Origin of the sequence: Catenulispora sp. GAS73, assembly GCF_041262085.1 — a bacterium.
GTDB lineage: Bacteria > Actinomycetota > Actinomycetes > Streptomycetales > Catenulisporaceae > Catenulispora.
Window position 1 is genome coordinate 290,214 of record NZ_JBGCCM010000008.1, and the last position, 20,725, is coordinate 310,938.

Sequence of the window (20,725 nt, forward strand, 5' to 3'; positions counted from 1 at the left end):
GGAGTTTCGTGACAGGGTTTTGCGTTGACCGGTACCGACGCGCTCCCTGCGCGGACTAGAGGATGACCGATGCCGTTCTCCGTGCGGTGCTACATCTTCGGTTTGGTGGCGGTGGCCTTGGCGGCCATCGCCACGCTGCCGTTGTCCAGAACCCAGCTGCCCCTGCTGCTGGCGCTGTGCGCGCTGGTGCTCGTCGCCGAGCGGCTCTCCCGTGTGCAGATCGGCACGTCGGGCTGGACCATGTCGGTGTCCCTGGTCGTCACGCTGATCACGGTGCTGGTCCTGGCACCGCCGGCGGCCGCGATCGTCGGGCTGGCCAGCTCCGTCCCGTGGCCCCGTCCGCCGAGCTGGACCTGGACCAAGCAGATCGTCAACTCCGCGATGCTGAGCCTGGTGCCGGCGTCCGGGGCGGCGGTGTGCCACCTGGCCGGCGGCCACGCCCCGGGGCACTTCCTGTCCTTCCCGGAATTCCTGTGGCCCTCCGCGGCCGCGGTCACCACCTCCTTGGTGGTCAACGGCCTGATCATCGCGGGCTACTCCGGACTGGCCACGCACATCCGGTTCGTGGACGCGCTGCGCGGCGACCTGAAGCGCGCCACCATGCCGTACTACTCCTCGGGCGTGCTGGCGCTGATCTTCCTGTCGCTGTGGGACGACATCGGCTGGTACACCGCCCCGCTGGTGGTCGTCCCGATGTACATAGCGCACTGGAGCCTGTCGCAGTACGCGAAGGAAGGTGCGGCGCACGAGGGCACGATCGCCGCGCTGGTGCAGGCCGTGGAGATCAAGGACTCCTACACCCGCGGTCACAGCGAGCGGGTCGCGCGCGGCGCGGAGATGCTCGCCGAGCAGCTGAAGATGCCGCAGGACCGCCTGGTGATGCTCCGCTTCGCCGGGCTTTTGCACGACATCGGCAAGCTCGGCGTCCCGACCCGGCTGCTCACCAGCACCGGTGGGCTGACCGAGGAAGAGTTCAAGCTCATGTGCATGCACCCCAACCACGGGGTCGCGGTGCTGCGTGACATCCGGTTCCTCACCGAGGTCTACGAGGGCGTCCTGTACCACCACGAACGCCTCGACGGCCGCGGCTACCCGACGGGCAAGTCGGGCGATGAGATCCCGGAGTTCGCCCGCATCATCGGCGTCGCCGACGCCTTCGACGCGATGACCTCCACCCGCTCCTACCGCGCGGCCCGCTCGGTCGAGCAGGCGGTGGCCGAACTCCGCCGCGGCGCCGGGACCCAGTTCGACCCGGCGCTGGTCCAGGCCTTCGAGGCCGCGCTTCAGCTCGCGGAGCGCTCGGGCCAGCCCTGGCTGCCCACGGAACTGGTGCCCGCCGAGCCCCCGCAGGACGAGGCGACCGCCGCTGCGGCGTCCGGCCCCTGGCCGCTGCCCAAGCGGGTGCCGGGCTTCTCCTTCGCAGACCACGACGACCCGTTCGTGCCGGTGGAGTGGTTCTCGGACTGGTACCCGAGCTGGCTGGAGCACGGCGCGGAGCCGGGCCCGGAGGACGGCGCGCGGCCCGTGCCCGAGCTGCTGGGCGGGATCCCGGGGCAGCGGGTGACCGAGCCGGAGCCGGAGCAGGAGGCCGGTGCGGTGAGCGCGGACTTCGACGACGGCTGGTCGGAGCGGATGCACTCGGCCGTGGTGCGCGAAGCGGGGCCGGAGCCCGACGAGGGGTGGGCCTGGGACGGCGGGGCGGAGCTCGGCGGCGAGACGGAGCTTGTCGTGGCGGAGCGCTCCGAACCGGAGGCCGCGGAAGGTGCGGAGGCTGCGGGCGCCGAGCTGCCGCCGGCCGAGTCCGTGCTGCACCAGAGCGACGCGGACGCGGACGCAGACGCGGATGCCGAGGCCGCGGTGGTCGGCGCCGAGGTGGCGCCCGATGCCGAGCCCGAGCCCGAACCGCCGGTCGATCCCAGTTCTCGTATTCCGGTTGAGCCCGAGAACGATCCCGGGTCCCGAGTCATGGTGGAGTTCGGAGCCGAGCCCGATCTGCAGATCCCGGTCGAGCCGCAGCCCGTGGCGGATCGCTCGGCCTTCCTGCAGCATCTGGCCGATCTGGCGGCAGCGTTCGGTTCTCAGCCCGAGCCTGATCCCGGACCTGACTCTGACTCCGAACATGAGGCTGAGTCCGAGCCCGCGAAAGCCGCCGAACCCCAGCGCGCCTCCGGCGCATCCGCCCGCTGGCCGGTCGACCCCGGCCTGCGCGGCGACCCCCGCGGCTCGATGCGTGTGCGCGCCGCGACTCCGGCCGCCGAGTCCGACCCGCGCGGGTCCGCCGAGCCCGCGGCCGACTTCGACCTCCGCAAGCCGGTCGCTCCGTGCCCTGATATGTCAGGATCCGTCGCAGGATCCGTCGTCGAGCCGACCGCCGAGGGCGACGGCCCCGGTCCGGTGCACCCGCCCAAGACCGGCGACCCCGAGGCCTGGACCCCGTCCCCCGAGCCGTGGACCGTGCCCGAGCCGTCGGCCGAGGCCTCGAAGGCCGCCGAAGCCGCCGACCCCGCCGAGGCCGAGAGCCGCACCGGGTCCGCCGCCGGCCCCTCCTGGTTCCTGCGCGGCGCCGGCGGATCGTCCCCGACCCTCCACTTCTTCGGCACCGGCGACGCCGCGTGGCCGCCGCGCGATCCCGACGCGAAGGACTCCGAGGGATCCTCGGCATGAACCACGCCAAGCCCCCGAGCCACCGGGCCTTCGAATCCGACAGCGACGCGCAGACCGCCTGGGCGCAGAGCAACCCGCTGCTGCTGGTCCTGGCCAGCTTCGTGGCGTTCGCCGCGGTCGTGTCCTGCGCGGTCCACGGCTTCAGCCAGCCCGGCTACGCCCTGGCCTTCGGCGCGATCATCGCCGCCGGCGAGGCGTTCCGGGTCCGGCTGCCCGGCGGACGCGAGGCGGCCCCGCTCGGCGCGGCCACCGGCCTGGCCTACGCCGTGCTCACCGAGATCGGCCACCAGCCGGCGCTGCACAACGCGCCGCAGGCGGTCGCGGTGGCGGCGTTCGGCTTCCTGGTCGGCTCCGTGCCGCACCTGGCGGTCCGGCGCCCGACCACCCTGGACTACACCGTCCGCCGGTTCCTGATGGTCGCCCTGACCGCGTGGCTGTTCCGCATGTTCTACCTGCGCTGGGTGCTCGGCACCCGACCCGACGACCCGGTCTTGGCCAAGGCGGTCAGCGTCGACCAGGAGTACCTGACCCACCACCTGCAGAGCCTCGCCGTGGGTGGCGCGACCGCCGGATTCCTGCTGCTGGCCATCGTCAGCGACGGCGTGGTCGGCTCGATCCTGCAGGCCGGCCAGCACCGGCGGCCGATCCTGGCCGCGGCGCGCGACGAGCTGACCTTCACCACCCGCGTCGGGCTGGCCGTGGTGGCCACCGCCCTGCTGGTCACCCTGGCCTCGCGCACCATGTCCATCTGGGTCCTGCCGGCCCTGTGCCTGCCGCTGGCCTTCACCCAGCTGGCGCTGCGCCGTTTCGCCCGGATCAAGGAAGTTCACCTGGAGACGATCAGGGCGCTGTCGCGCATCACCGAGGTGGCCGGCCTGACCCAGCCCGGCCACGCCCGCCGGGTGGCCCGCACCTGCCTGCGCATCGGCCGCGAGCTCGGGCTCAGCGAGGCGCAGCTGCTGGACCTGGAGTACGCCTCGCTGATGCACGACATCGGGCAGCTCTCGGTCGCCGAGCCCGTGCACGGCGGCCGCACCGCCCCGCTGTCCCTGCTGCGCCAGCGCGAGCTGGCCCGGGCCGGCGCCGAGGTGATCCGCCGCGCCGGGGCGCTGGGCAACGCCGCCGAGATCGTGGAGCACCACCCGGACCCGTTCGGCGCCGCCGGCCCGCTGCCCAGCCGCATACTCCGGGTCGCCAACGACTACGACGACCTGGCCGGCGCGACACCGGAGGCGGCCGAGCGCACCGAGGCGCTGCGCCACATCCGGCTCGGGCTGGCGGTGCACTACGACCCGGCGGTCGTGGAGTCGCTGAGCAGGATGGTCGGGGAGTGATTGGCGGCCCCTGCGCGGGCATGGAGCGGGTACGGCGTGATTGGATGCGCACGTACATCATTAGCTTGTGACTGCGAGGGAGCATCGAACGTGGCCGAGGAAGTCCGCGCCGAGATGGTGGCCAACGTGTGGAAGATCGTGGCGGCCGAGGGTGACGAGGTCGAGGACGGCGACACCCTCGTGATCCTGGAGTCCATGAAGATGGAGATCCCGGTCCTGGCCGAGGTCTCGGGCAAGGTGTCGCGCCTGGCCGTGGCCGAGGGCGACGTGGTCCAGGAGGGCGACCTCATCGCCGTGATCGGCTGAGGGTCCTGACAGTCCGGAGCACCGTTCCACGGAGAACGGTGCTCTTTGTCAGCTGGTGACGGTCCCGTGCTCGACGCAGCGCGCCGACCACCCTGTCGGCACGACCTGTACCACCATCCGGCGGCGGCAGCGCCCGCAGTACCGCGGCGGCTCCAGCTCCGCCCGCGCGGCGCACCGCTCGTGGCCGGTCGCGGCTGTCGGCTCGCCGCACTGTCCGCAGAAATCCATGCAGGCAAAATTACACCCGGCCTGGTCGTGCCGCCGAACAGGTGACGTGCCTTTGACATCACAGAACTCGGCTCCACTACCCTGCGTGATCAGCTGACCGCGTCAGTCTGTCGGTAGGAGGCCGAGCCGTGCACCAGTCCGTGACCGCCGCGATGGACCCGGTGTCGGTGGCCCGCTGGCAGTTCGCGATCACGACGGTGTACCACTTCCTGTTCGTGCCGCTGACCATCGGCACCTCGTTCCTGGTCGCGGGCTTCCAGACGGCGTGGCACCGCACCGGGAAGGAGCAGTACTACCAGGCTACGAAGTTCTGGGGTCGGCTCTTCCTGATCAACTTCGCCCTCGGCCTGGTCACCGGCATCGTGCAGGAGTTCCAGTTCGGCATGAACTGGTCGGAGTACTCCCGCTTCGTCGGCGACATCTTCGGCTCGCCGCTGGCCGTCGAGGCGCTGCTGGCGTTCTTCCTGGAGTCCACGTTCCTCGGCCTGTGGATCTTCGGCTGGGAGCGGCTGCCCCGCGGCGTGCACCTGGCCTGTATCTGGATCGCCGCCTTCGGGACCATGGCCAGCGCCTACTTCATCCTGGCCGCCAACTCCTTCATGCAGCATCCGATCGGCTACGTGTTCAACGAGTTGAAGGGCCGCGCCGAGCTCACCGACTTCTGGGCCGTGATCACCCAGCGGACCACCGTCATCACCTTCCTGCACGTCCTGACCGCCTGCTTCCTGTGCGCCGGCGCCGCCCTGGTCGGCATCTCCTGCTACCACCTGCGCAAGAAGCAGCAGCCCGCGGTCTTCCGACCCTCGCTCCTGGTCGGCCTGTGGGCGCTGCTGATCGCCGGCGTCGGCGTCGCGCTGACCGGGGACCAGCAGGGCAAGGTCATGTTCGAGCAGCAGCCGATGAAGATGGCCTCGGCCGAGGCGCTGTGGGACACGCAGGGACCGGCGCCGTTCTCGGTGTTCGCGGTCGGCGACGTCGAGAAGGGCCGCAACTCGGTGGAGATCGAGATCCCGCGGCTGTTGTCCTTCCTGGCGCACGGCAACTTCCACGACCCGGTCCCCGGCATCAACCAGACCAACGCCGCCGAGCAGGCCAAGTACGGCCCCGGCGACTACCGGCCGTGGATCCCGATGGCGTACTGGTCCTTCCGCTGGATGATCGGCTTCGGGATGTTCTCGGTGCTGGTGGCGTTGTTCGGCCTCTGGTTCACCCGGCGTGGCCGCGCGCCGTCGGGCCGCTGGGGCACCTGGTTCTGGCGGTTCGGGCTGTGGACCCTGGTGTTCCCGGTGATCGGCTCGGCCTGGGGCTGGATCTTCACCGAGACCGGGCGCCAGCCCTGGATCGTGTACGGCTTGATGCGCACCCGCGAGGGCGTCTCGACGTCGGTGCCGGCCGGCCGGGTGCTGACCTCGCTGATCCTGTTCGCGGCTCTCTACGCGGTGCTGGCCGTGGTCGAGGTGGGGTTGTGCGTGAAGTACGCCCGCGCCGGAGCCCATGACGTCGTCCCGGCCGCTGTGCCGCCGTCCCTGTCCGGGGACGGCGACGGCGACGAGGACCAGCCGCTGGCGTTCGCGTACTGAGCCGCTGATGCCGACCCGCGTACCGAGCGCTGAGCACTGAGAGGTAGACGGCCGTGAGCCTGGTGAACTTCTGGTACCTGCTGATCGCGGTGCTGTGGATCGGTTACTTCTTCCTGGAGGGCTTCGACTTCGGGGTCGGGATCCTGACCAAGGTCCTGGCGCGCGACGAGACCAACCGCCGGGTCCTGATCAACACCATCGGCCCGGTGTGGGACGGCAACGAGGTGTGGGTGATCACGGCGGTCGGGGCCACGTTCGCGGCGTTCCCGAACTGGTACGCGACCCTGCTGTCGGGGTTCTACGTGCCGCTGCTGTTGGTGCTGCTGTCGCTGATCGTCCGCAACGTCGCCTTCGAGTACCGGGGCAAGAGCGACGCCCGGCACCGGCCGTGGTGGGACTGGTGTATCTTCCTCGGCTCGCTGCTCCCGCCGCTGCTGTGGGGCCTGGTGTTCGGCTGTATGTTCTCCGGTACCAAGATCGGCGACGACATGAACTTCCACGGCCGGATGTCGGACTTCCTCACGACCTTCGACGGGCTCGTCGGGGCCTTGGCTTTCCTGGCCCTGTTCCTGACTCACGGCGCCGTCTACACGGCGTTGAAGACGCGCGGGCCCATCCGCGACAGCGCTCGGCGCCTGGCGGTGCCGGGCGCGCTGGTGAGCCTGGTGCTGGTCGGGGTGCTGCTGGGACGGATCAACGGCCACTGGGGCGGGCCGCTGTCGTGGACGGTGGGGGTGGTGCCGCTGGTGGCGCTGCTGGCGTGCGCGGCGGTGGTGCGGCTCGGGCGGGACGGGTGGGCGTTCGTGCTGTCGGGGGCGGCGGTGGCGACGATGGTGGCGTCGATGTTCATCGCGATGTTCCCGATCGTGATGCCGTCGTCGCTGGATCCGCAGTGGTCGCTGACGGTGCACTCGGCGGCCTCGTCGCACTACACGCTGACGGTGATGAGTGTGGTGGCGTGCGTTTTCACGCCGCTGGTGCTGCTTTATCAGGGCTGGACGTATTGGGTGTTCCGGAAGCGCATCGGGGTCCGGAACATTCCGGCGGCGCACTGATGCGGCTGCTTTTCCCTGCGGTGGGCAGCTGATGCTCGATCGGCGGTTGGCGCGGGAGGCCGAGGCGGTACGTCCGTGGGTGGCGCTGTGCGCGGTGCTCGGGACGCTGTCGGCGCTGGCGGTGATCGGACAGGCGTGGGCGCTGGCGTCGCTGATCGCGGCGGGGTTCGCGCAGCGGGCGGCGGCCACGTCGGCTGCGGTCTGGCCGGGGGCGTGGCCGTGGGCATGGGCGTGGCCGTGGCCGTGGCTGGCGGTGCTGGGGTGCTGCGTCTGTGCGCGGGCGGCGCTGTCCTGGGCGACGGAGACGGCGGCGTTCCGGGCGTCGGCGTCGGTCAAGTCGGCGCTGCGTCTGCGGCTGGCCGCGCATCTGATGGCGCTGGGCCCGCGCTGGCTGGCGACGCGCAAGACAGCCCCGTTGGTGACGCTGGCGACGCGCGGGGTGGACGGCCTCGACGACTACTTCGCGCGCTACCTGCCGCAGGTGGTGCTGTCGGCGACGGTGCCGGCCGCGGTCCTGGCGGTGCTGTTCGGCGCGGACTGGGAATCGGGGCTCATCGTCCTGGTGACGCTGCCGCTGATCCCACTGTTCCTGTGGCTGGTCGGCGTGGCGACACGGACGCACGTGGAGCGCCGCCGCCGGGCCCTGGACGTGCTGGCGGGGCACTTCCTGGACGTGGTCGCGGGACTGCCGGACCTGCTGGTGTTCGGCCGGGCCCGGGCCCAGGCCGCCGCGATCCGGCGCGCGACGGACGAGGACCGGGCGGCGACGCTGCGGACACTGCGGCTGGCGTTCCTGTCGTCGCTGGTGCTGGAGCTGGCGGCGACGATCTCGGTGGCGATGGTCGCGGTGGGGGTCGGGCTGCGGCTGGTCGGCGGCTCGCTGGACCTGCGGACGGGGCTGCTGGTGCTGATCCTGGCGCCGGAGGCGTACTGGCCGCTGCGGCAGGTGGGGGCTTTTTACCACGCGAGTGCGGAGGGGAAGGCGGCTGCGGCGGAGGCTTTGGGGCTTCTGGACTTGGCCCCGCCTGCGCTCGCGCCTGCTCCTGTACCCAGCCAGCGATCCGCGACCGCCCCCGCCGGCATTGAAATCAATAACCTGACAGTCCGCTACCCGGGCCGCACCGAACCGGCACTGTCGGACTTCTCGCTGACGGTCGCGCCGGGGGAGTGCGTGGCCCTGGTCGGGGCGTCGGGCGCGGGGAAGTCGACGGTGCTGAAGGCGCTGCTGGGCTTCGTGGAGCCGTCGTCGGGCTCGGCGACCGTGGCGCCCGCGGCCGGCCCGGTTGCGTGGCTGCCGCAGCATCCGTACTTGTTCGCGGGGACGGTGGCGGAGAACGTGCGCCTAGCGCGCGCAGAGGCATCGGACGCAGCGGTCTGGGCAGCCCTCCGATCGGCCGCGGCAGCAGACTTCGTCGCAGCGCTCCCCGGCGGCCTGTCAGCTCGCATCGGCGAAGGCGGCCACGGCCTGTCGGCAGGCCAACGCCAACGCCTCGGCATCGCCCGCGCGTTCCTGGCCGACCGCCCTGTGCTCCTGCTCGACGAACCCACGGCATCCCTGGACGCCATCGCCGAAGCCGAGGTCGTGGCCAGCATCCGCAGCCTGATCAAGGGCCGCACCGCGATCGTGGTGGCGCACCGCACGGCGCTGGCGGCGCTCGCGGATCGCGTGGTCCAGGTCGGCCCCGCCGCGAGCAGTCGCGGAACACACCCCCCTCAGGCCCCGCCCACCCAGGGGGCGCACCGCCTCAATAACAACAATCTTCGCAATTCGTTACCATGTCAAGACCCTGCCGAGGAAATCCGCGCTCAGATTCGGCCGGATGAGCGACCGGGCCCCGACCGCCACCCCACCGCGCGCCTCGCCCTCGCAGCAGCCCTCGGCGCTGCCGCGCTGGCCTCCGCGGTCGGTCTGACCGCCACGTCCGCGTGGCTCATCTCGCGGGCGTCGCAGCGGCCGCCGATCTTCGACCTCATGATCGCCATCACCGCTGTGCGTGCCCTCGGCATCGGCCGCGCCGTGTTCCGCTACGCCGAGCGGCTGGTCGCGCATGATGCCGCGTACCGCATTCTCGGCAACCTGCGTGCCCGCACCTACGAGCGCCTCACCCGCCAGGCGCCGGGGCGTCGGCGGGGGGAGTTGCTGGCGCGCTTCGTGGCCGACGTCGACGCGGTGCAGGACCGCTACCTCCGGTTCCTGCTCCCAGCGATCGCGGCGGCGACGGCCGGCACCTTCGTCGTGGCGGCGCTGGCGCAGGCACTCCCGAGCGTCGCGGCGATCACGGCGGCCGGCCTGCTCGTCAGCGGCGTCGCGATCCCCCAGGCCGCGTCGCGCATCTCGGCCAAGGCCGACCAGCACGTGGCGCCCGCGAAGGGCCACCTCACCACCGAACTCCACGACCTCCTGCGCGGCGCCCCCGACCTGATCGCCGCCGACGCGGTCCCACCCCGCCTCGCCCGCATCAAGGCCGCCGACCACGACCTCACCGCCACGGAACGCCGCTCCGCCAAAGCCCGCGGCATGGGCACCGGCCTCGCCATCCTGGCCACCGGCGCGACGGTCTGGGCCGCCGCATACACCGCGCTGGGGGCTCTGCACGGGGGAGCGGTGGCACACGCCGGATCGGTGGCCACGACCGACCAGTCTCCGCGCGCCGAGGTCGCCACCACGGCAGGGCAAGCGGTCCAAGCCGCCGGGCGAGCCGGTGCGGCTACTGGCCATGCCGCTGCTGCCATCGGCCACGCTGCCGCTGGTCAAGTCGCTGCCGCCGCCGCGACCGTCAGCCACGCTGCCGCTGCCGCCGCCGTCAGCCACGCCGCCGCGACCGCCGAGCAAGCCGGTGCGGCTGCTGGCCATGCCGCTGCTGCCATCGGTCACGCTGCCGCTGGTCAAGTCGCTGCCGCTGCCGCGACCGCCAGCCACGCCGCTGCCGCGACCGCCGGCCACGCGACCGCAGCCCTCCCCGCCACCCTCCTAGCCGTCCTCATCCTCACCCCGCTAGCCCTCGCCGAAGCCACCGCCGGCCTCCCGCAAGCCCTCCAGCACCTCCGGCGCGCCCGAGCCGCCGAGCGCCGCGTCCGCGAGGTCCTCGCGGCCCCCGATGCCGTCCGCGAGCCCACAGACCCGCGATCGCTGCCCGCGGACCACACCATCCGCGTCCGCGGCCTCAGCGTCACCTGGCCCGGTCGCGAGCAGCCCGCGCTGCGCGGCTTCGACCTCGACCTCGCGCCCGGCCGCAACGTCGCCGTCGTCGGTCCCAGCGGCTGCGGCAAGACCACCCTCATCAGTGCCCTGCTTCGCCTCGTCGACCCCGACCCGGCCGCCGAGCCTCCCATCACCCTCGGCGGCGCCCCCACCACCGCCCTCCGCGCCGAGGAAGTCCGCCGGGTCATCGGCCTCTGCGCTCAGGATGCCCACGTCTTCGACAGCACCCTGCGCGAGAACCTCCGCCTCGCGCGTCCCGCCGCCAGCACCTCAGACCTCGAAGACGCCCTCACCCGCGCCCGCCTCGCCGACTGGGTCCGCACCCTCCCGGCCGGCCTCGACACCTTCGTCGGCGAGCACGGCGCGCGCCTCTCCGGCGGCCAGCACCGTCGGCTCGTGCTGGCTCGCGCGCTGCTGGCCGACTTTCCGGTCCTGCTCCTCGACGAGCCGACCGAGCACCTCGACCCCGCCACCGCCGACGCGCTCCTGCGCGATCTGCTCGCGCTGCCGACGACCACGCTGCTCGTCACGCACCGCCTCACCGGCTTGGAGCACGTCGACGAGATCGTCGTCCTGGACGCCGGCCGCGTTGTCGAGCGCGGCACCTGGACGGAGCTCATGCGCGAGCGGGGCGCCTTCCACAGCCTGTGTAGGGTCGACGCGTGACCGAAGCCCACGAAGCCCGCGCCGACGAAACGCCCGCAGCCGCTCCAGCCGCCCCAGCCCCCGCCGGCGAAAGCGCCCCACTCCAGGCGCACACCACCCTGCGCGTCACCGCCGCCGACACCGCCCAAGCCGTCGGCTCCGGCGACCTCCCGGTCCTCGGCACGCCCCGCCTCGTCGCCCTCGCCGAGCAGGCCACGGTCGCGGCCGCCGCGCCGCTCCTGGCCGAAGGCCAGACCACCGTCGGCACCCGCATCCGCTTCGACCACGTCTACCCCACGCCGGTCGGCGGCACCGTCACCGCCACCGCCGACCTCGCGCACCGCGACGACCGCCTCCTGCGCTTCACCGTGGCCGCCCACGACGCCGACGGCCGCCTGGTCGGCGAAGGCGAGATCACCCGCGTCATCGTCAACGCCGAACGGTTCATGGCGAAGCTGTGAAGAGTGCTGCGGGAAAGTGAAACATCAGAGCTCTGATCTCTGGGCCGACCGCCTAGGCCGCCCAGCCCGCCTAGCCGCCTAGCCCACCTCGGGCTTCGAAGCCCGCAAAGAGAACATCAAAGGCACCCGAGGCCGCCCCTCCGGCAGCCGATAGACCCCGTCCCGCTGCTCCAGCGCCCGAAACCGCGCGAACAGCGTCACGTCGTACTCGTGCAGGAACTCCAGCCGCAGCCCCGCCCCGATCAGGGCGCTGACGATCTCCCCGATGCCGTGGTTGAACTCCACGCTCACGTTCTGCTGCGTCTGCGCCTCGAAGTCCGCGTACGTCCCCGGCTCGTCCCACACCTGCGGCGACCGGTCGAAGTAGTCGTACGCGACCGTGCGCCCGTCCTCGTCGTCGAGTGTGTTCCCGAACGGATGGAACTCCGACACGTACAAGAACCCGCCCGGCTTCACCATCGAAGCCGCGACCCGGGCCCACCGCTCGATGTCCGGCAGCCAGCACAGCGCGCCCTTGCCGGTGTACACGACGTCGAACTGCTCCCCGCCGAGCGCCTCGGCCGCGTCGTAGAGGTTCGACGTGACCCACCGCGAGTCCGTGACGCCGATCCGCTTCGCCAGCCCGGCCGCGGCCTCCATCGCCGGCTGTGAGAAGTCCAGCCCGGTGACCACCGCGCCGTGCCGGGCCCAGCCCAGCGTCTCGACGCCGATGTGGCTCTGCAGGTGCAGCAGGCTCTTGCCGCGCACGTCGCCGACCTCGGTCAGCTCGAACGGCTCCAGCGTCTCCCGGCCCGCGACGAACGAGTCCAGGTCGTAGAACTGGCTGTCCACATGGATCGGCACCCGCTCGTCCCAGTTGGCCCGGTTGTACTCCAGCCACTTCTCCGGATCGGGTTGTGCGGCGGTCGTCTCAGTGCTCATGACACCCGACGCTAGTCGGCCCACATCCCGTGAACAAAGGGATAATCCCCTCGCGCAGACTCATGCAGACTCACACAGACTCACACAGACTCACACAGACCACACAGCCCGAGGATCCGGCCGGTCCAGATTCCAGTGCCGCCCGACCCCGGTGATCCAGTCCGCCAGGTTCCCGTCCTTGTCCCGAGGCCGCAGCACGAACCGGCAGATGCTGCTCTGCCCGCCCTCGTGGTCGCTGTACAGGATCTCGACGGTGAACACCCGCCGCTCCTTGATCGCCGCCTCCATCGCCGCGTACTGCGGATCGTCGGCGTCGCGCAGCGCGGCGTGCCAGTAGCCGATGTCGTGCGCCGGGATGAACAGGTCGCGGATCATCCGTCGGTAGTCCTGCGGCGCTGTGTGCTGGTCCTCGGGTCCCCGGCGCTCGTCCGAGACGGCCCAGCCCTGCAGGACCGCCAGCCCCGCGCCCGCGTTGCGCACGGAGATCGCGAAGTAGATGACCCCGTCCACGATCTCCGCGTAGCCCCGTCCGCCGCTCACCACCGCCCAGTGGTCGTCGGCCCAGAAGATCTTCTCGTCCCGGTCGGTCAGCCGCGAGTTCAGCAGCACCGGCCGCAGCCCCACCAGCACCGCCCGCTCGGCGGCGGCCGCGGCGCGCGAGGCCGAGCGCACCGACTTCAGCGTGGCCGCCGCCAGGATCACCGTGGTCCCGGCGGTGGCCAGCGAGGATATGGTCACCCAGTCAGTCACGCGCTGGAGGCTACAGAACTCACAGCCCCGTGGTCGATCGCGGATAGGCGATCGCCTGGTCGGTGGCGATGTTGACCAGGTACGGGACGCCCGAGGCGAACGCCCGGTCCAGGGCCGGCCCGATCTGCGCCGGGTCGGTGACGAACTCCCCGCCGCCGCCGAGCGCCCGCACCACCTTGTCGTAGCGCGCGTCCGGGTTCAGGTCGGCGGCGACGTCGTACCCGTACAACGCCTGCATCGGGTGCTTCTCCAAGCCCCAGCACGCGTTGTTGCCCATCACCATCACCACCGGCAGTCCGTGCCGCACCAGGGTGTCCACGTCCATCAGCGAGAAGCCGGCCGCGCCGTCGCCGAGCATCAGGACCACCTGCGACGTCGGCCGTGCCAGCCGCGCGGCGATCGCGTACCCGAGCCCGGTGCCCAGGCAGCCGTAGGGGCCCGGGTCCAGCCAGCAGCCCGCACGCCCCGGCTCCACGAACCGGCCGGCGAAGGAGACGAAGTCGCCGCCGTCGCCGATCACCACCGCGTCGTCGGCCAGCCGCGGCAGCAACTCGCCGTAGATGCGGGCCGGGTGGATCGGGTCCGAGGCCGCGGTCAGCAGGTCCAGGTCCGCGGCGATGGCCGCGGATGCCTTGTCCTGCAAAGCGTTCAGCCAGTCCGCGTACGCCCCCGACTTAGCGGACCTGCGCCAGGACTCTGCGATGCCGTCGAACGCCGCGGCCAGGTCCCCGGCGGCGCTCGCCGCCAGCCCGATGTGACCGCTGATCTGCCCGGGGGAGTCGACCAGGTGCACCACCGGCGCGAGCGGGTCGCCGTCCCGGCCGCCGAACAGTCCGTAGCCCAGCCGGAAGTCCAGCGGAGTGCCGACGACGATCACCAGGTCCGCGCCGCCGAACGCAGCCGAGCGGGCCCGGGTGACCAGCTGGCGGTGGCCGCGCGGCAGGATGCCGCGGCCCATGCCGTTGGTGATGACCGGGACCCCGGTCTCCTCGGCGAACGCCAGCGCGGCGGCCTCGGCGCCGTCCATCCACACGTCGGAGCCCAGCACCAGCACCGGTTTGGCGGCGCGGGCCAGCAGGTCGCCGATGGCTGCCAGGGCGTCGGGGTCGGGCGTGACCGCCTCGCGCGCACCGACCGTCGGCAGCGGCTTGGCGTCGACGTCGAACGCGGCCTCCAGCGACAGGTCGAGGAAGACCGGGCCGCGGTGCGGGGCGTCGGCGAGCGTGAAGGCGTCGTCGAGGTCCGCGGCCAGGGTCGCGGTGGTGTGCACGGTCGCCGAGCGCTTGGTCACCGGCGCCAGCAGCGGCGGGTGGTCCAGTTCCTGCAGCGCGCCCTTGCCCCAGTTGGAGTCCGCGGCCCGGCCGCCGAGCACGACCACCGGCGAGCCGTTGAAGTGCGCGGTGGTGACCGCCGAGACGCCGTTGGTGATGCCCGGGCCGGCGGTGAGGACGGCCAGCCCCGGCTTGCGCGTCAGCTTGGCCGTGGCCTCGGCGGCGAAGACCGCGGTCTGCTCGTGCCGGACGTCCAGGATCGGCATCGGGGGGTCGGCCTTCACCGCGCCGTCGTAGAGCGAGAAGACGTGTCCGCCGGAGAGCGTGAACATCGTCTCGACGCCGTGGGCTCGGGCCACCTCGACGGAGATCTGGCCGCCGTGCAGCGGTTGCGGGGTTTCGGGCTGTGCTTCGGTCACGACGGTCACCTGCGGGGGCTCGGGCGGACGGGGGCGAAGTTACGAGTCAGTAGCTTTCCGCCCGCACCTGGCTTCCGCAAGGGTCGCCGCACCGCTCGAAGCCGATCCTCACCGCTCGAACTCGATCCGCATCACCCGGCGCCGGGGCGTCGGAGCGCTGACTTCCTGGAAGCCACAGGTCTCGTAGGTGCTCTTCGCCCCGACGAACAGTTCGCCCCACACGATCTCCTTGCCGGGCTCGGTGATCAGCGCGTAGCCCTCGATCGCGGTGGCGCCGTGGTCCCGGGCGTGCTCCACGGCGGCCTCGGTCAGGGCCCGGCTGATCCCGCGCCGGCGGTATCCGGTGCGGACCACGAAGCAGGTCACCGTCCAGACGCCCGGGTCGTCGCGGTCCTCGTCGCGGCCGGTCCACGGGACTCGCAGCGTCCGGAGCCGCGGGTACTCCGTTCGGGGCTCGACGGCGCACCAGCCGACCGGCTCGCCGTCGAGGTACGCGACCAGGCCGGTGGTGTTCTCGGAGTCGGGCTCGCCGCAGTGGGTCTGGTCGCGCAGATGGGATTGGCGCTCCTCCCGCGGCATGGACCGCCATTCCTTGGAGGGGAACTTGAACCACTGGCATTGGCAGCGATACGGGTCCCCGCGTTCGCCGAAGACCGTGCGCAGGTCCTCCCACGAGGCCTGGTTGGCGGGAACAACGGTGATGGTCGTCGTCGGGTCCGTCATAGGCGCACGATAAACCCGGCCGGGGACGCCGGCCGGGTTCATCGCTCGGGTCACAGACCGATCGCCGTGGCGACCTCGGCCAGGTCCTGTGCGGTCAGCCTTACCGCGCCGGCGTTCACCCAGCCGTCCACCTGGGTGCGGGTCCGGGCGCCGACGATCGCGCCGGTGACGCCGGGCCAGGCCAGCGTCCAGGCGATCGCGACTTCGGCGACGCTCACGCCGTGCCGCGCGGCGATCGGCTTGAGGGCGTCGGCGACGCGCAGGTTCGCGGCCAGGCCGGAGGTGTAGTCCGGGCTCGCGCGGCGCCAGTCGTCGGCCGGCAGGCTCGCCACCCGCTCGGCGGAGAAGGTCCCGGTGAGCAGGCCGGACTGGAGCGGCGAGTAGACTATGACGCCGGTGTCGTGCTGCTTCGCCCACGCGATGTCCGGCGCGGCCGAACGGTTGATCGCGGAGAACGGCGGCTGGATCGCGTCGACGTGCGCGATGGACTCGGCGACGGTCAGCTGCTCGGCGTCGTGGTTCGACAAGGCGATCGCCCGGATCTTGCCCTCGGCCTTGAGGTCGGCCATGAGCTGCCAGTACTCCTCCAGCGGAGTGTGATTCGGGGAGGCCGCGCCCTCCTCCTCGGCCCCGAAGACGAAGGCCTCGCCGGTGTCCGGCCAGTGCACCTGGTACAGGTCGATGCGCTCGACGCCGAGGCGGCGCAGCGAGTCCTCCAGCTCGCGGCGGACGCTGGCCGGCTTCATGGTGCGGATCGGCGCGCCTTGCGGATCCTCCGGGTCCCAGACCAGGCCGACCTTGGTGAAGATATAGGGCCGGTCGGCGTCGGAGTAGGCCGCGATCGCCTTGCCGACCAGCTGCTCGGAGTGGCCGAGGCCGTAGACCGCGGCGGTGTCGATCCAGTTCACGCCGGAGTCGACGGCGTGGCGGATCGCGGCGACGGACTCGGCGTCGTCGGTGGCGCCCCAGCTGTAGGTCCAGCCGCTGCCGGAGACGGCCCAGGAGCCGAAGCCGACGCGGGTGATGGTCATGTCGGTGGTGCCGAGGCGGGCGGTGTCCAGTGCCGTGTGCGATGCAGTGTCCGGCACGGTGTTCATGGTCTCGTTCGTCATGGCTCCGACGATCCGCCTCGCGCGCCGGCTTACCCAGGACCGCGCGATGCCTAGGCACGGGATGACCAGGATGCGCCGCGCGTGTTAGGCAGGACCGTGAGCATCGACAGGCGTGCGGAGTTGGGTGAGTTCCTGCGGTCCCGGCGGGCCCGGCTGAACCCGGCCGAGGTGGGGCTGCCCGACTACGGCGGCCGGCGTCGGGTCCCGGGGCTGCGGCGTGAGGAGCTGGCGCTGCTGGCGGGGGTCAGCGTGGACCACTACGTGCGGCTGGAGCAGGGCCGGACGTTGCAGTTCTCCGAGGAGGTCCTCGACGCGGTCGCCCGGGCGCTCCAGCTGGACGCGACGGAGCGCGAGCACCTGTACCGGCTCGCGCGGCCGTACCAGGCGCACGTGTATCAGGGGACTGGTAAGCACGAGCCGCAGGAGGTGCGGCCAGGGCTGCGGCGGCTGCTGGAGTCCACGACCGACGTGCCGGCCTACGTGGTGGGCCTGGGCACCGACGTGCTGGCGTGGAACCGGCTGGCCGCCGCGCTGCTGACCGACTTCGGGACGCTGGCTCCGCACGAGCGCAACCTCGCCTGGCTGGTCTGCCACGACGAGGGCTTCCGCGCGCTGTTCGCGGACCCGGCCAAGAAGATGGCGGACGTCGCGGCCTACGTGCGCTTCGACATCGGCCGGCACCCGGACGACCCGGCGCTCGGCGCGCTGGTCGCCGAACTGTGCCGGAACCAGGAGTTCGCGCGGATCTGGGCCCGGCACGACGTGCGCGACAAGACACACGGCAGCTACACGTACCGCAACGCGGTCATCGGCGAGATCACGCTCGACTACGAGACCTTCCGCGCCCCCGACGACCCGGATCAGGCGCTGATCATGCAGACCGTGCCGGAGGGCTCGCCGGCCGAGGCGGCCTTGCAGCTGCTGGCGGCTTGGGCGCAGACGGTGCGGATCGGCTGACCGACCCGGACCACGTTCGCGGTGGCGGGCGTACGCACCAGCCGCAGCCGGCATCTCGCGGGCCGCCGGTCGCAGCGAACCGTCCCGCGCGCCGCCAGCCTCGCCGGGAGCCGGAAACCAAACAGTCCGGGTCGGCATCCCGACCCGGACTGCGAAAGCCGCCCTACAGCGTCTTCGACAGCTCCTTGATCGGCATCTCCAGCTTCGTCAGCAACGCCAGATCCTCCTCGGGCGAGCGCCCGAGCGTCGTGAGGTAGTTGCCGACGATGACGGCGTTGATGCCGCCCAGCAGTCCCTGTTCGGTGCCGAGGTCGCCGAGGGTGATCTCGCGGCCGCCGGCGTAGCGCAGGATGGTGCGCGGCAGGGCCAGGCGGAAGGCCGCGATGGTTTTCAGGGCCTCGTGCGCGCTCAGGGGTTCCATGTCGCCGAAGGGGGTGCCGGGGCGGGGGTTGAGGAAGTTCAGCGGGACCTCGTCGGGGGTCAGGGCGGCCAGCTGGGCGGCGAACTCGGCGCGCTGTTCCAGGGTTTCGCCCATGCCGACGATGCCGCCGCAGCAGACTTCCATGCCGGCCTGGCGGACCATGGTCAGGGTGTCCCAGCGCTCCTGCCAGGTGTGGGTGGTGACCACGTTGGGGAAGTGGGAGCGGGCGGTCTCCAGGTTGTGGTTGTAGCGGTGCACGCCCATGTCGGCCAGGTCGTCGACCTGCTCCTGGGTCAGCATGCCCAGGGACGCCGCGACCTGGATGTCGACCGCGTCCTGGATCGCCTTCACGCCCTCGCGCATCTGCTTCATCAGGCGCGCGTCGGGGCCGCGGACGGCCGCGACGATGCAGAACTCGGTGGCGCCGGTGGCCGCGGTCTGTTTGGCCGCCTCGACCAGTTCGGGGATGTTGAGCCAGGCCGCGCGGACCGGGGAGGGGAACAGGCCGGACTGGGAGCAGAAGTGGCAGTCCTCGGGGCAGCCGCCGGTCTTGAGGGAGACGATGCCCTCGACCTCGACCTCCGGGCCGCACCACTTCTCGCGGACCTCGTGCGCCAGCTGCAGCAGCTCCGGCAACGCCTCGTCGGGGAGCCGCAGCACCCGCAGCACCTGCTCCTCGGTCAGCCCCGCGCCCTCGTCGAGGACCTGGCGCCGGGCCTCGGCGAGGATGTCGAGGTCTTGTTCGGTGGTTGTCATGGTTCAGGCCGCCTTCCGAGGGTCCCAGGTCTGCCGAAATTCTGCCGGATCGAAGGTGCCGCCGAACGCCGGGGCCAGGGAGGCCCGGGCGGCGAGGAGGAACTCGGCCGGGTCCAGGGCGCCGGCGCCTTCGGGGAGCGCGCCGGCCAGCGGGCGGGCGCCGATCGTCTCCAGGTCGCGGATGTTGCTGCGCATCGCCAGGTCGGGGTCGGCGGGCCAGGAGCCCAGCACGATGCCCGCTAGGTCCAGGCCGCGGGCGGCCATCGCCTCCAGGGTGAGCGCGGCGATGTTCAGGGTGCCCAGGTTCGGGTGCGCGACCAGCAGCACCGGCGCCTTGAGCGCGTGCGCCAGGTCGGCCAGGGTGCTGCCGTCCTCGTCGTTGCGGACCAGCAGGCCGCCGGCGCCCTCGACGAGCACCAGGCGGCGACTCTCGGCCAGTTCCCGGACGCGGCGGACGGTCTCGTCGAAGTCCAGCGGCGGCAGGCCCGAGCGGCGCGCCGCGGCCGCGGGGGAGAGCGGGTCCGGGTAGCGGGCGTACTCGTGCAGATCGGTCACGCCGGCCAGCCGCTGGACGGTCGCCAGGTCGCCCGGCCCGTCGGGCGTGACCCCGGTCTGCGCCGGCTTCACGACGGCCACGGAGGTGCCGCGGGTCGCGGCCAGCGTGGCCACGGCGGCGGTGACGACGGTCTTGCCGACGTCTGTGTTGGTTCCGGTTACTACGACGATGGACACGACGCGACTTTACGGGAGGCTGAGGCCCCGACCGTGCGATCGCGGGGTGAGTCGGGTCACGCCCCGGCTCGCGTCACTCGCCGTCCGGCCGCTTCAACCGCGCCACGAACTTGTACCGGTCGCCCCGGTACACCGACCGCACCCACTCCACCGGCTCCCCCTCGGTGTCGATCGAGTGCCGCGACAGCAGCAGCATCGGCAGCCCGGTGTCGGTCCCCAGCAGGCCGGCCTCGGTCGGGGTGGCCAGCGCGGTCTCGATCGTCTCCTCGGCCTCGCCCAGGTGCACGCCGTACTCCTCGGCCAGCGCCGTGTACAGCGAGGAGTACCGCCCCAGCAGTTTGCGCAGGTTGGGGAAGCGCTGCTGCGACAGGTGCGTGGTCTCGATCGCCATCGGCTCGCCGTTGGCCAGTCGCAGACGGCTGATGCGCAGCACCTTCGCCGAGGCCCGGATGCCCAGGCGCTCGCCGAGTTCCACCCCGGCGGCCACGTACTCCATCTCCAGCAGCCGCGAGGTCGGCTCCAGACCTTGGGCCCGCATGTCCTCGGTGTAGGAGGTCAATTGCAGCGACTGCGCCACCTTCGGCTTGGCCACGAAGGTGCCCTTGCCCTGGATCCGCTCCAGGCGGCCCTCCACGACCAGCTCGGCCAGCGCCTGCCGGACGGTGGTGCGCGAGGTGTCGAACTCGGTCGCGAGCAGGCGTTCCGGGGGGACCGGCGTGCCCGGGGGCATCGTCTGGGTGAGGTCCAGCAAGTGTTGCTTCAGGCGGTAGTACTTGGGAACGCGCACCGTTTCCAGTGCCGATTCCAGCCCTGACTCCAGTGCCGGTGCCGGCCCTTGCGGGCCCTGCGTCTCCAGAGCGATGTTCGCGGGTTCTGCGGTCATTGAACGGCCCCTCCTCGTGGCCCAAAGTGCCATGGACCCGCGTGTGTGTCCAGCCGGGTTGATCTCGGCGCCGACTTTGTTCGGAAACCGGTGTTTACCTGGGGCGGGATTGTGTGTGTCAGTGCTGGTTGCGTCTTGGTAACGGGTTGGACAACCGGGGTCGCGCTCTCTTGACGACCCCAGTGGTCTATGCCAGTCTCCGGACTGGTCTAAACCAATCGGGAAAGGCCGGGAGGCGCTTCAGGAGGCGCCTTTTCTTCGCAGGAACTCGCTCTGCATTTTCCCGACAGCTCGACACCACAACC

The 20,725-nt window shown here is 71.8% G+C and carries 17 protein-coding genes; 8 read left to right on the plus strand and 9 right to left on the minus strand.

Going from position 1 to position 20,725, the window contains the following annotated elements; all coding sequences use genetic code 11:
• The first annotated feature begins 69 nt into the window (after positions 1–69).
• The 3 genes from ABH935_RS14825 (at position 70) to ABH935_RS14835 (ending at position 4,304) form a co-directional block, all read left to right on the plus strand.
• Positions 70–2,664, plus strand: coding sequence for an HD domain-containing phosphohydrolase (locus tag ABH935_RS14825; RefSeq protein WP_370378446.1), 2,595 nt, complete (start codon positions 70–72; stop codon positions 2,662–2,664).
• Positions 2,661–3,998 (plus strand): HD-GYP domain-containing protein, encoded by a 1,338-nt coding sequence (locus tag ABH935_RS14830; RefSeq protein ID WP_370378447.1) that lies wholly within the window; start codon positions 2,661–2,663, stop codon positions 3,996–3,998. Before ABH935_RS14825 ends, ABH935_RS14830 begins: the two co-directional genes overlap by 4 nt.
• 90 nt (positions 3,999–4,088) lie before the next feature.
• Entirely contained in the window at positions 4,089–4,304 is a 216-nt protein-coding gene (locus ABH935_RS14835) for a biotin/lipoyl-binding carrier protein (protein WP_015796282.1), read from the plus strand.
• A 48-nt stretch (positions 4,305–4,352) separates the two neighbouring features.
• On the opposite strand, the gene ABH935_RS14840 is transcribed toward ABH935_RS14835, so the two are convergent.
• Positions 4,353–4,532: a hypothetical protein gene (locus tag ABH935_RS14840; RefSeq protein ID WP_370378448.1), complete on the minus strand. Its 180-nt coding sequence runs from the start codon at positions 4,530–4,532 to the stop codon at positions 4,353–4,355.
• A gap of 140 nt (positions 4,533–4,672) precedes the next feature.
• Between ABH935_RS14840 and ABH935_RS14845 the strand changes: the two genes are divergently transcribed.
• From ABH935_RS14845 to ABH935_RS14860, 4 genes are read left to right on the plus strand one after another with little or no spacing between them, the layout of a single operon-like run.
• Complete coding sequence (locus ABH935_RS14845) at positions 4,673–6,112, plus strand: cytochrome ubiquinol oxidase subunit I (protein WP_370378508.1); 1,440 nt, start codon at positions 4,673–4,675, stop codon at positions 6,110–6,112.
• A gap of 53 nt (positions 6,113–6,165) precedes the next feature.
• The gene (gene cydB / locus ABH935_RS14850; RefSeq protein ID WP_370378449.1) at positions 6,166–7,167 is read left to right on the plus strand and encodes a cytochrome d ubiquinol oxidase subunit II; all 1,002 of its coding nucleotides are present in this window, start codon (positions 6,166–6,168) and stop codon (positions 7,165–7,167) included.
• Positions 7,168–7,198: 31 nt separating this feature from the next.
• A complete protein-coding gene (gene cydD, locus ABH935_RS14855; protein WP_370378450.1) occupies positions 7,199–11,035 on the plus strand; it encodes a thiol reductant ABC exporter subunit CydD in 3,837 nt (1,278 codons plus the stop codon).
• Complete coding sequence (locus ABH935_RS14860; protein ID WP_370378451.1) at positions 11,032–11,475, plus strand: thioesterase family protein; 444 nt, start codon at positions 11,032–11,034, stop codon at positions 11,473–11,475. The genes cydD and ABH935_RS14860 overlap by 4 nt, the downstream gene beginning before the upstream one ends.
• A gap of 78 nt (positions 11,476–11,553) precedes the next feature.
• On the opposite strand, the gene ABH935_RS14865 is transcribed toward ABH935_RS14860, so the two are convergent.
• The 5 genes from ABH935_RS14865 to ABH935_RS14885 all read right to left on the minus strand — a co-directional run bounded on the left by ABH935_RS14865 (position 11,554) and on the right by ABH935_RS14885 (position 16,671).
• Positions 11,554–12,396 (minus strand): class I SAM-dependent methyltransferase, encoded by an 843-nt coding sequence (locus ABH935_RS14865; RefSeq protein WP_370378452.1) that lies wholly within the window; start codon positions 12,394–12,396, stop codon positions 11,554–11,556.
• A gap of 90 nt (positions 12,397–12,486) precedes the next feature.
• The gene (locus ABH935_RS14870) at positions 12,487–13,146 is read right to left on the minus strand and encodes a hypothetical protein (RefSeq protein ID WP_370378453.1); all 660 of its coding nucleotides are present in this window, start codon (positions 13,144–13,146) and stop codon (positions 12,487–12,489) included.
• Positions 13,147–13,165: 19 nt separating this feature from the next.
• A complete protein-coding gene (locus ABH935_RS14875) occupies positions 13,166–14,845 on the minus strand; it encodes an acetolactate synthase (RefSeq protein ID WP_370378454.1) in 1,680 nt (559 codons plus the stop codon).
• Positions 14,846–14,944: 99 nt separating this feature from the next.
• Complete coding sequence (locus ABH935_RS14880; protein WP_370378455.1) at positions 14,945–15,559, minus strand: GNAT family N-acetyltransferase; 615 nt, start codon at positions 15,557–15,559, stop codon at positions 14,945–14,947.
• 50 nt (positions 15,560–15,609) lie between these two features.
• A complete protein-coding gene (locus ABH935_RS14885) occupies positions 15,610–16,671 on the minus strand; it encodes an aldo/keto reductase (protein WP_370378456.1) in 1,062 nt (353 codons plus the stop codon).
• A 96-nt stretch (positions 16,672–16,767) separates the two neighbouring features.
• Between ABH935_RS14885 and ABH935_RS14890 the strand changes: the two genes are divergently transcribed.
• A complete protein-coding gene (locus tag ABH935_RS14890) occupies positions 16,768–17,628 on the plus strand; it encodes a helix-turn-helix transcriptional regulator (protein ID WP_370378457.1) in 861 nt (286 codons plus the stop codon).
• A gap of 163 nt (positions 17,629–17,791) precedes the next feature.
• Here ABH935_RS14890 and bioB read toward each other — a convergent pair whose 3' ends face one another.
• From bioB to ABH935_RS14905, 3 genes are all read right to left on the minus strand, one after another.
• Entirely contained in the window at positions 17,792–18,805 is a 1,014-nt protein-coding gene (bioB, locus tag ABH935_RS14895; RefSeq protein ID WP_370378458.1) for a biotin synthase BioB, read from the minus strand.
• Positions 18,806–18,808: 3 nt separating this feature from the next.
• A complete protein-coding gene (gene bioD / locus ABH935_RS14900) occupies positions 18,809–19,537 on the minus strand; it encodes a dethiobiotin synthase (protein ID WP_370378459.1) in 729 nt (242 codons plus the stop codon).
• A gap of 73 nt (positions 19,538–19,610) precedes the next feature.
• On the minus strand, positions 19,611–20,420 hold the full coding sequence (locus ABH935_RS14905; protein ID WP_370378460.1) for a GntR family transcriptional regulator: 810 nt from the start codon (positions 20,418–20,420) through the stop codon (positions 19,611–19,613).
• Between the last annotated feature and the right edge of the window lie 305 nt (positions 20,421–20,725).

Bases quoted from the DNA above. Each gene is read 5' to 3' on its own strand.
- ABH935_RS14825 (WP_370378446.1), top strand. From the start codon at position 70: ATGCCGTTCTCCGTGCGGTGCTACATCTTCGGTTTGGTGGCGGTGGCC.
- cydD (WP_370378450.1), top strand. From the start codon at position 7,199: ATGCTCGATCGGCGGTTGGCGCGGGAGGCCGAGGCGGTACGTCCGTGG.
- ABH935_RS14865 (WP_370378452.1), bottom strand. From the start codon at position 12,396: ATGAGCACTGAGACGACCGCCGCACAACCCGATCCGGAGAAGTGGCTG.
- ABH935_RS14880 (WP_370378455.1), bottom strand. From the start codon at position 15,559: ATGACGGACCCGACGACGACCATCACCGTTGTTCCCGCCAACCAGGCC.
- ABH935_RS14905 (WP_370378460.1), bottom strand. From the start codon at position 20,420: ATGACCGCAGAACCCGCGAACATCGCTCTGGAGACGCAGGGCCCGCAA.
- ABH935_RS14885 (WP_370378456.1), bottom strand. From the start codon at position 16,671: ATGACGAACGAGACCATGAACACCGTGCCGGACACTGCATCGCACACG.
- bioB (WP_370378458.1), bottom strand. From the start codon at position 18,805: ATGACAACCACCGAACAAGACCTCGACATCCTCGCCGAGGCCCGGCGC.
- ABH935_RS14840 (WP_370378448.1), bottom strand. From the start codon at position 4,532: ATGGATTTCTGCGGACAGTGCGGCGAGCCGACAGCCGCGACCGGCCAC.
- ABH935_RS14830 (WP_370378447.1), top strand. From the start codon at position 2,661: ATGAACCACGCCAAGCCCCCGAGCCACCGGGCCTTCGAATCCGACAGC.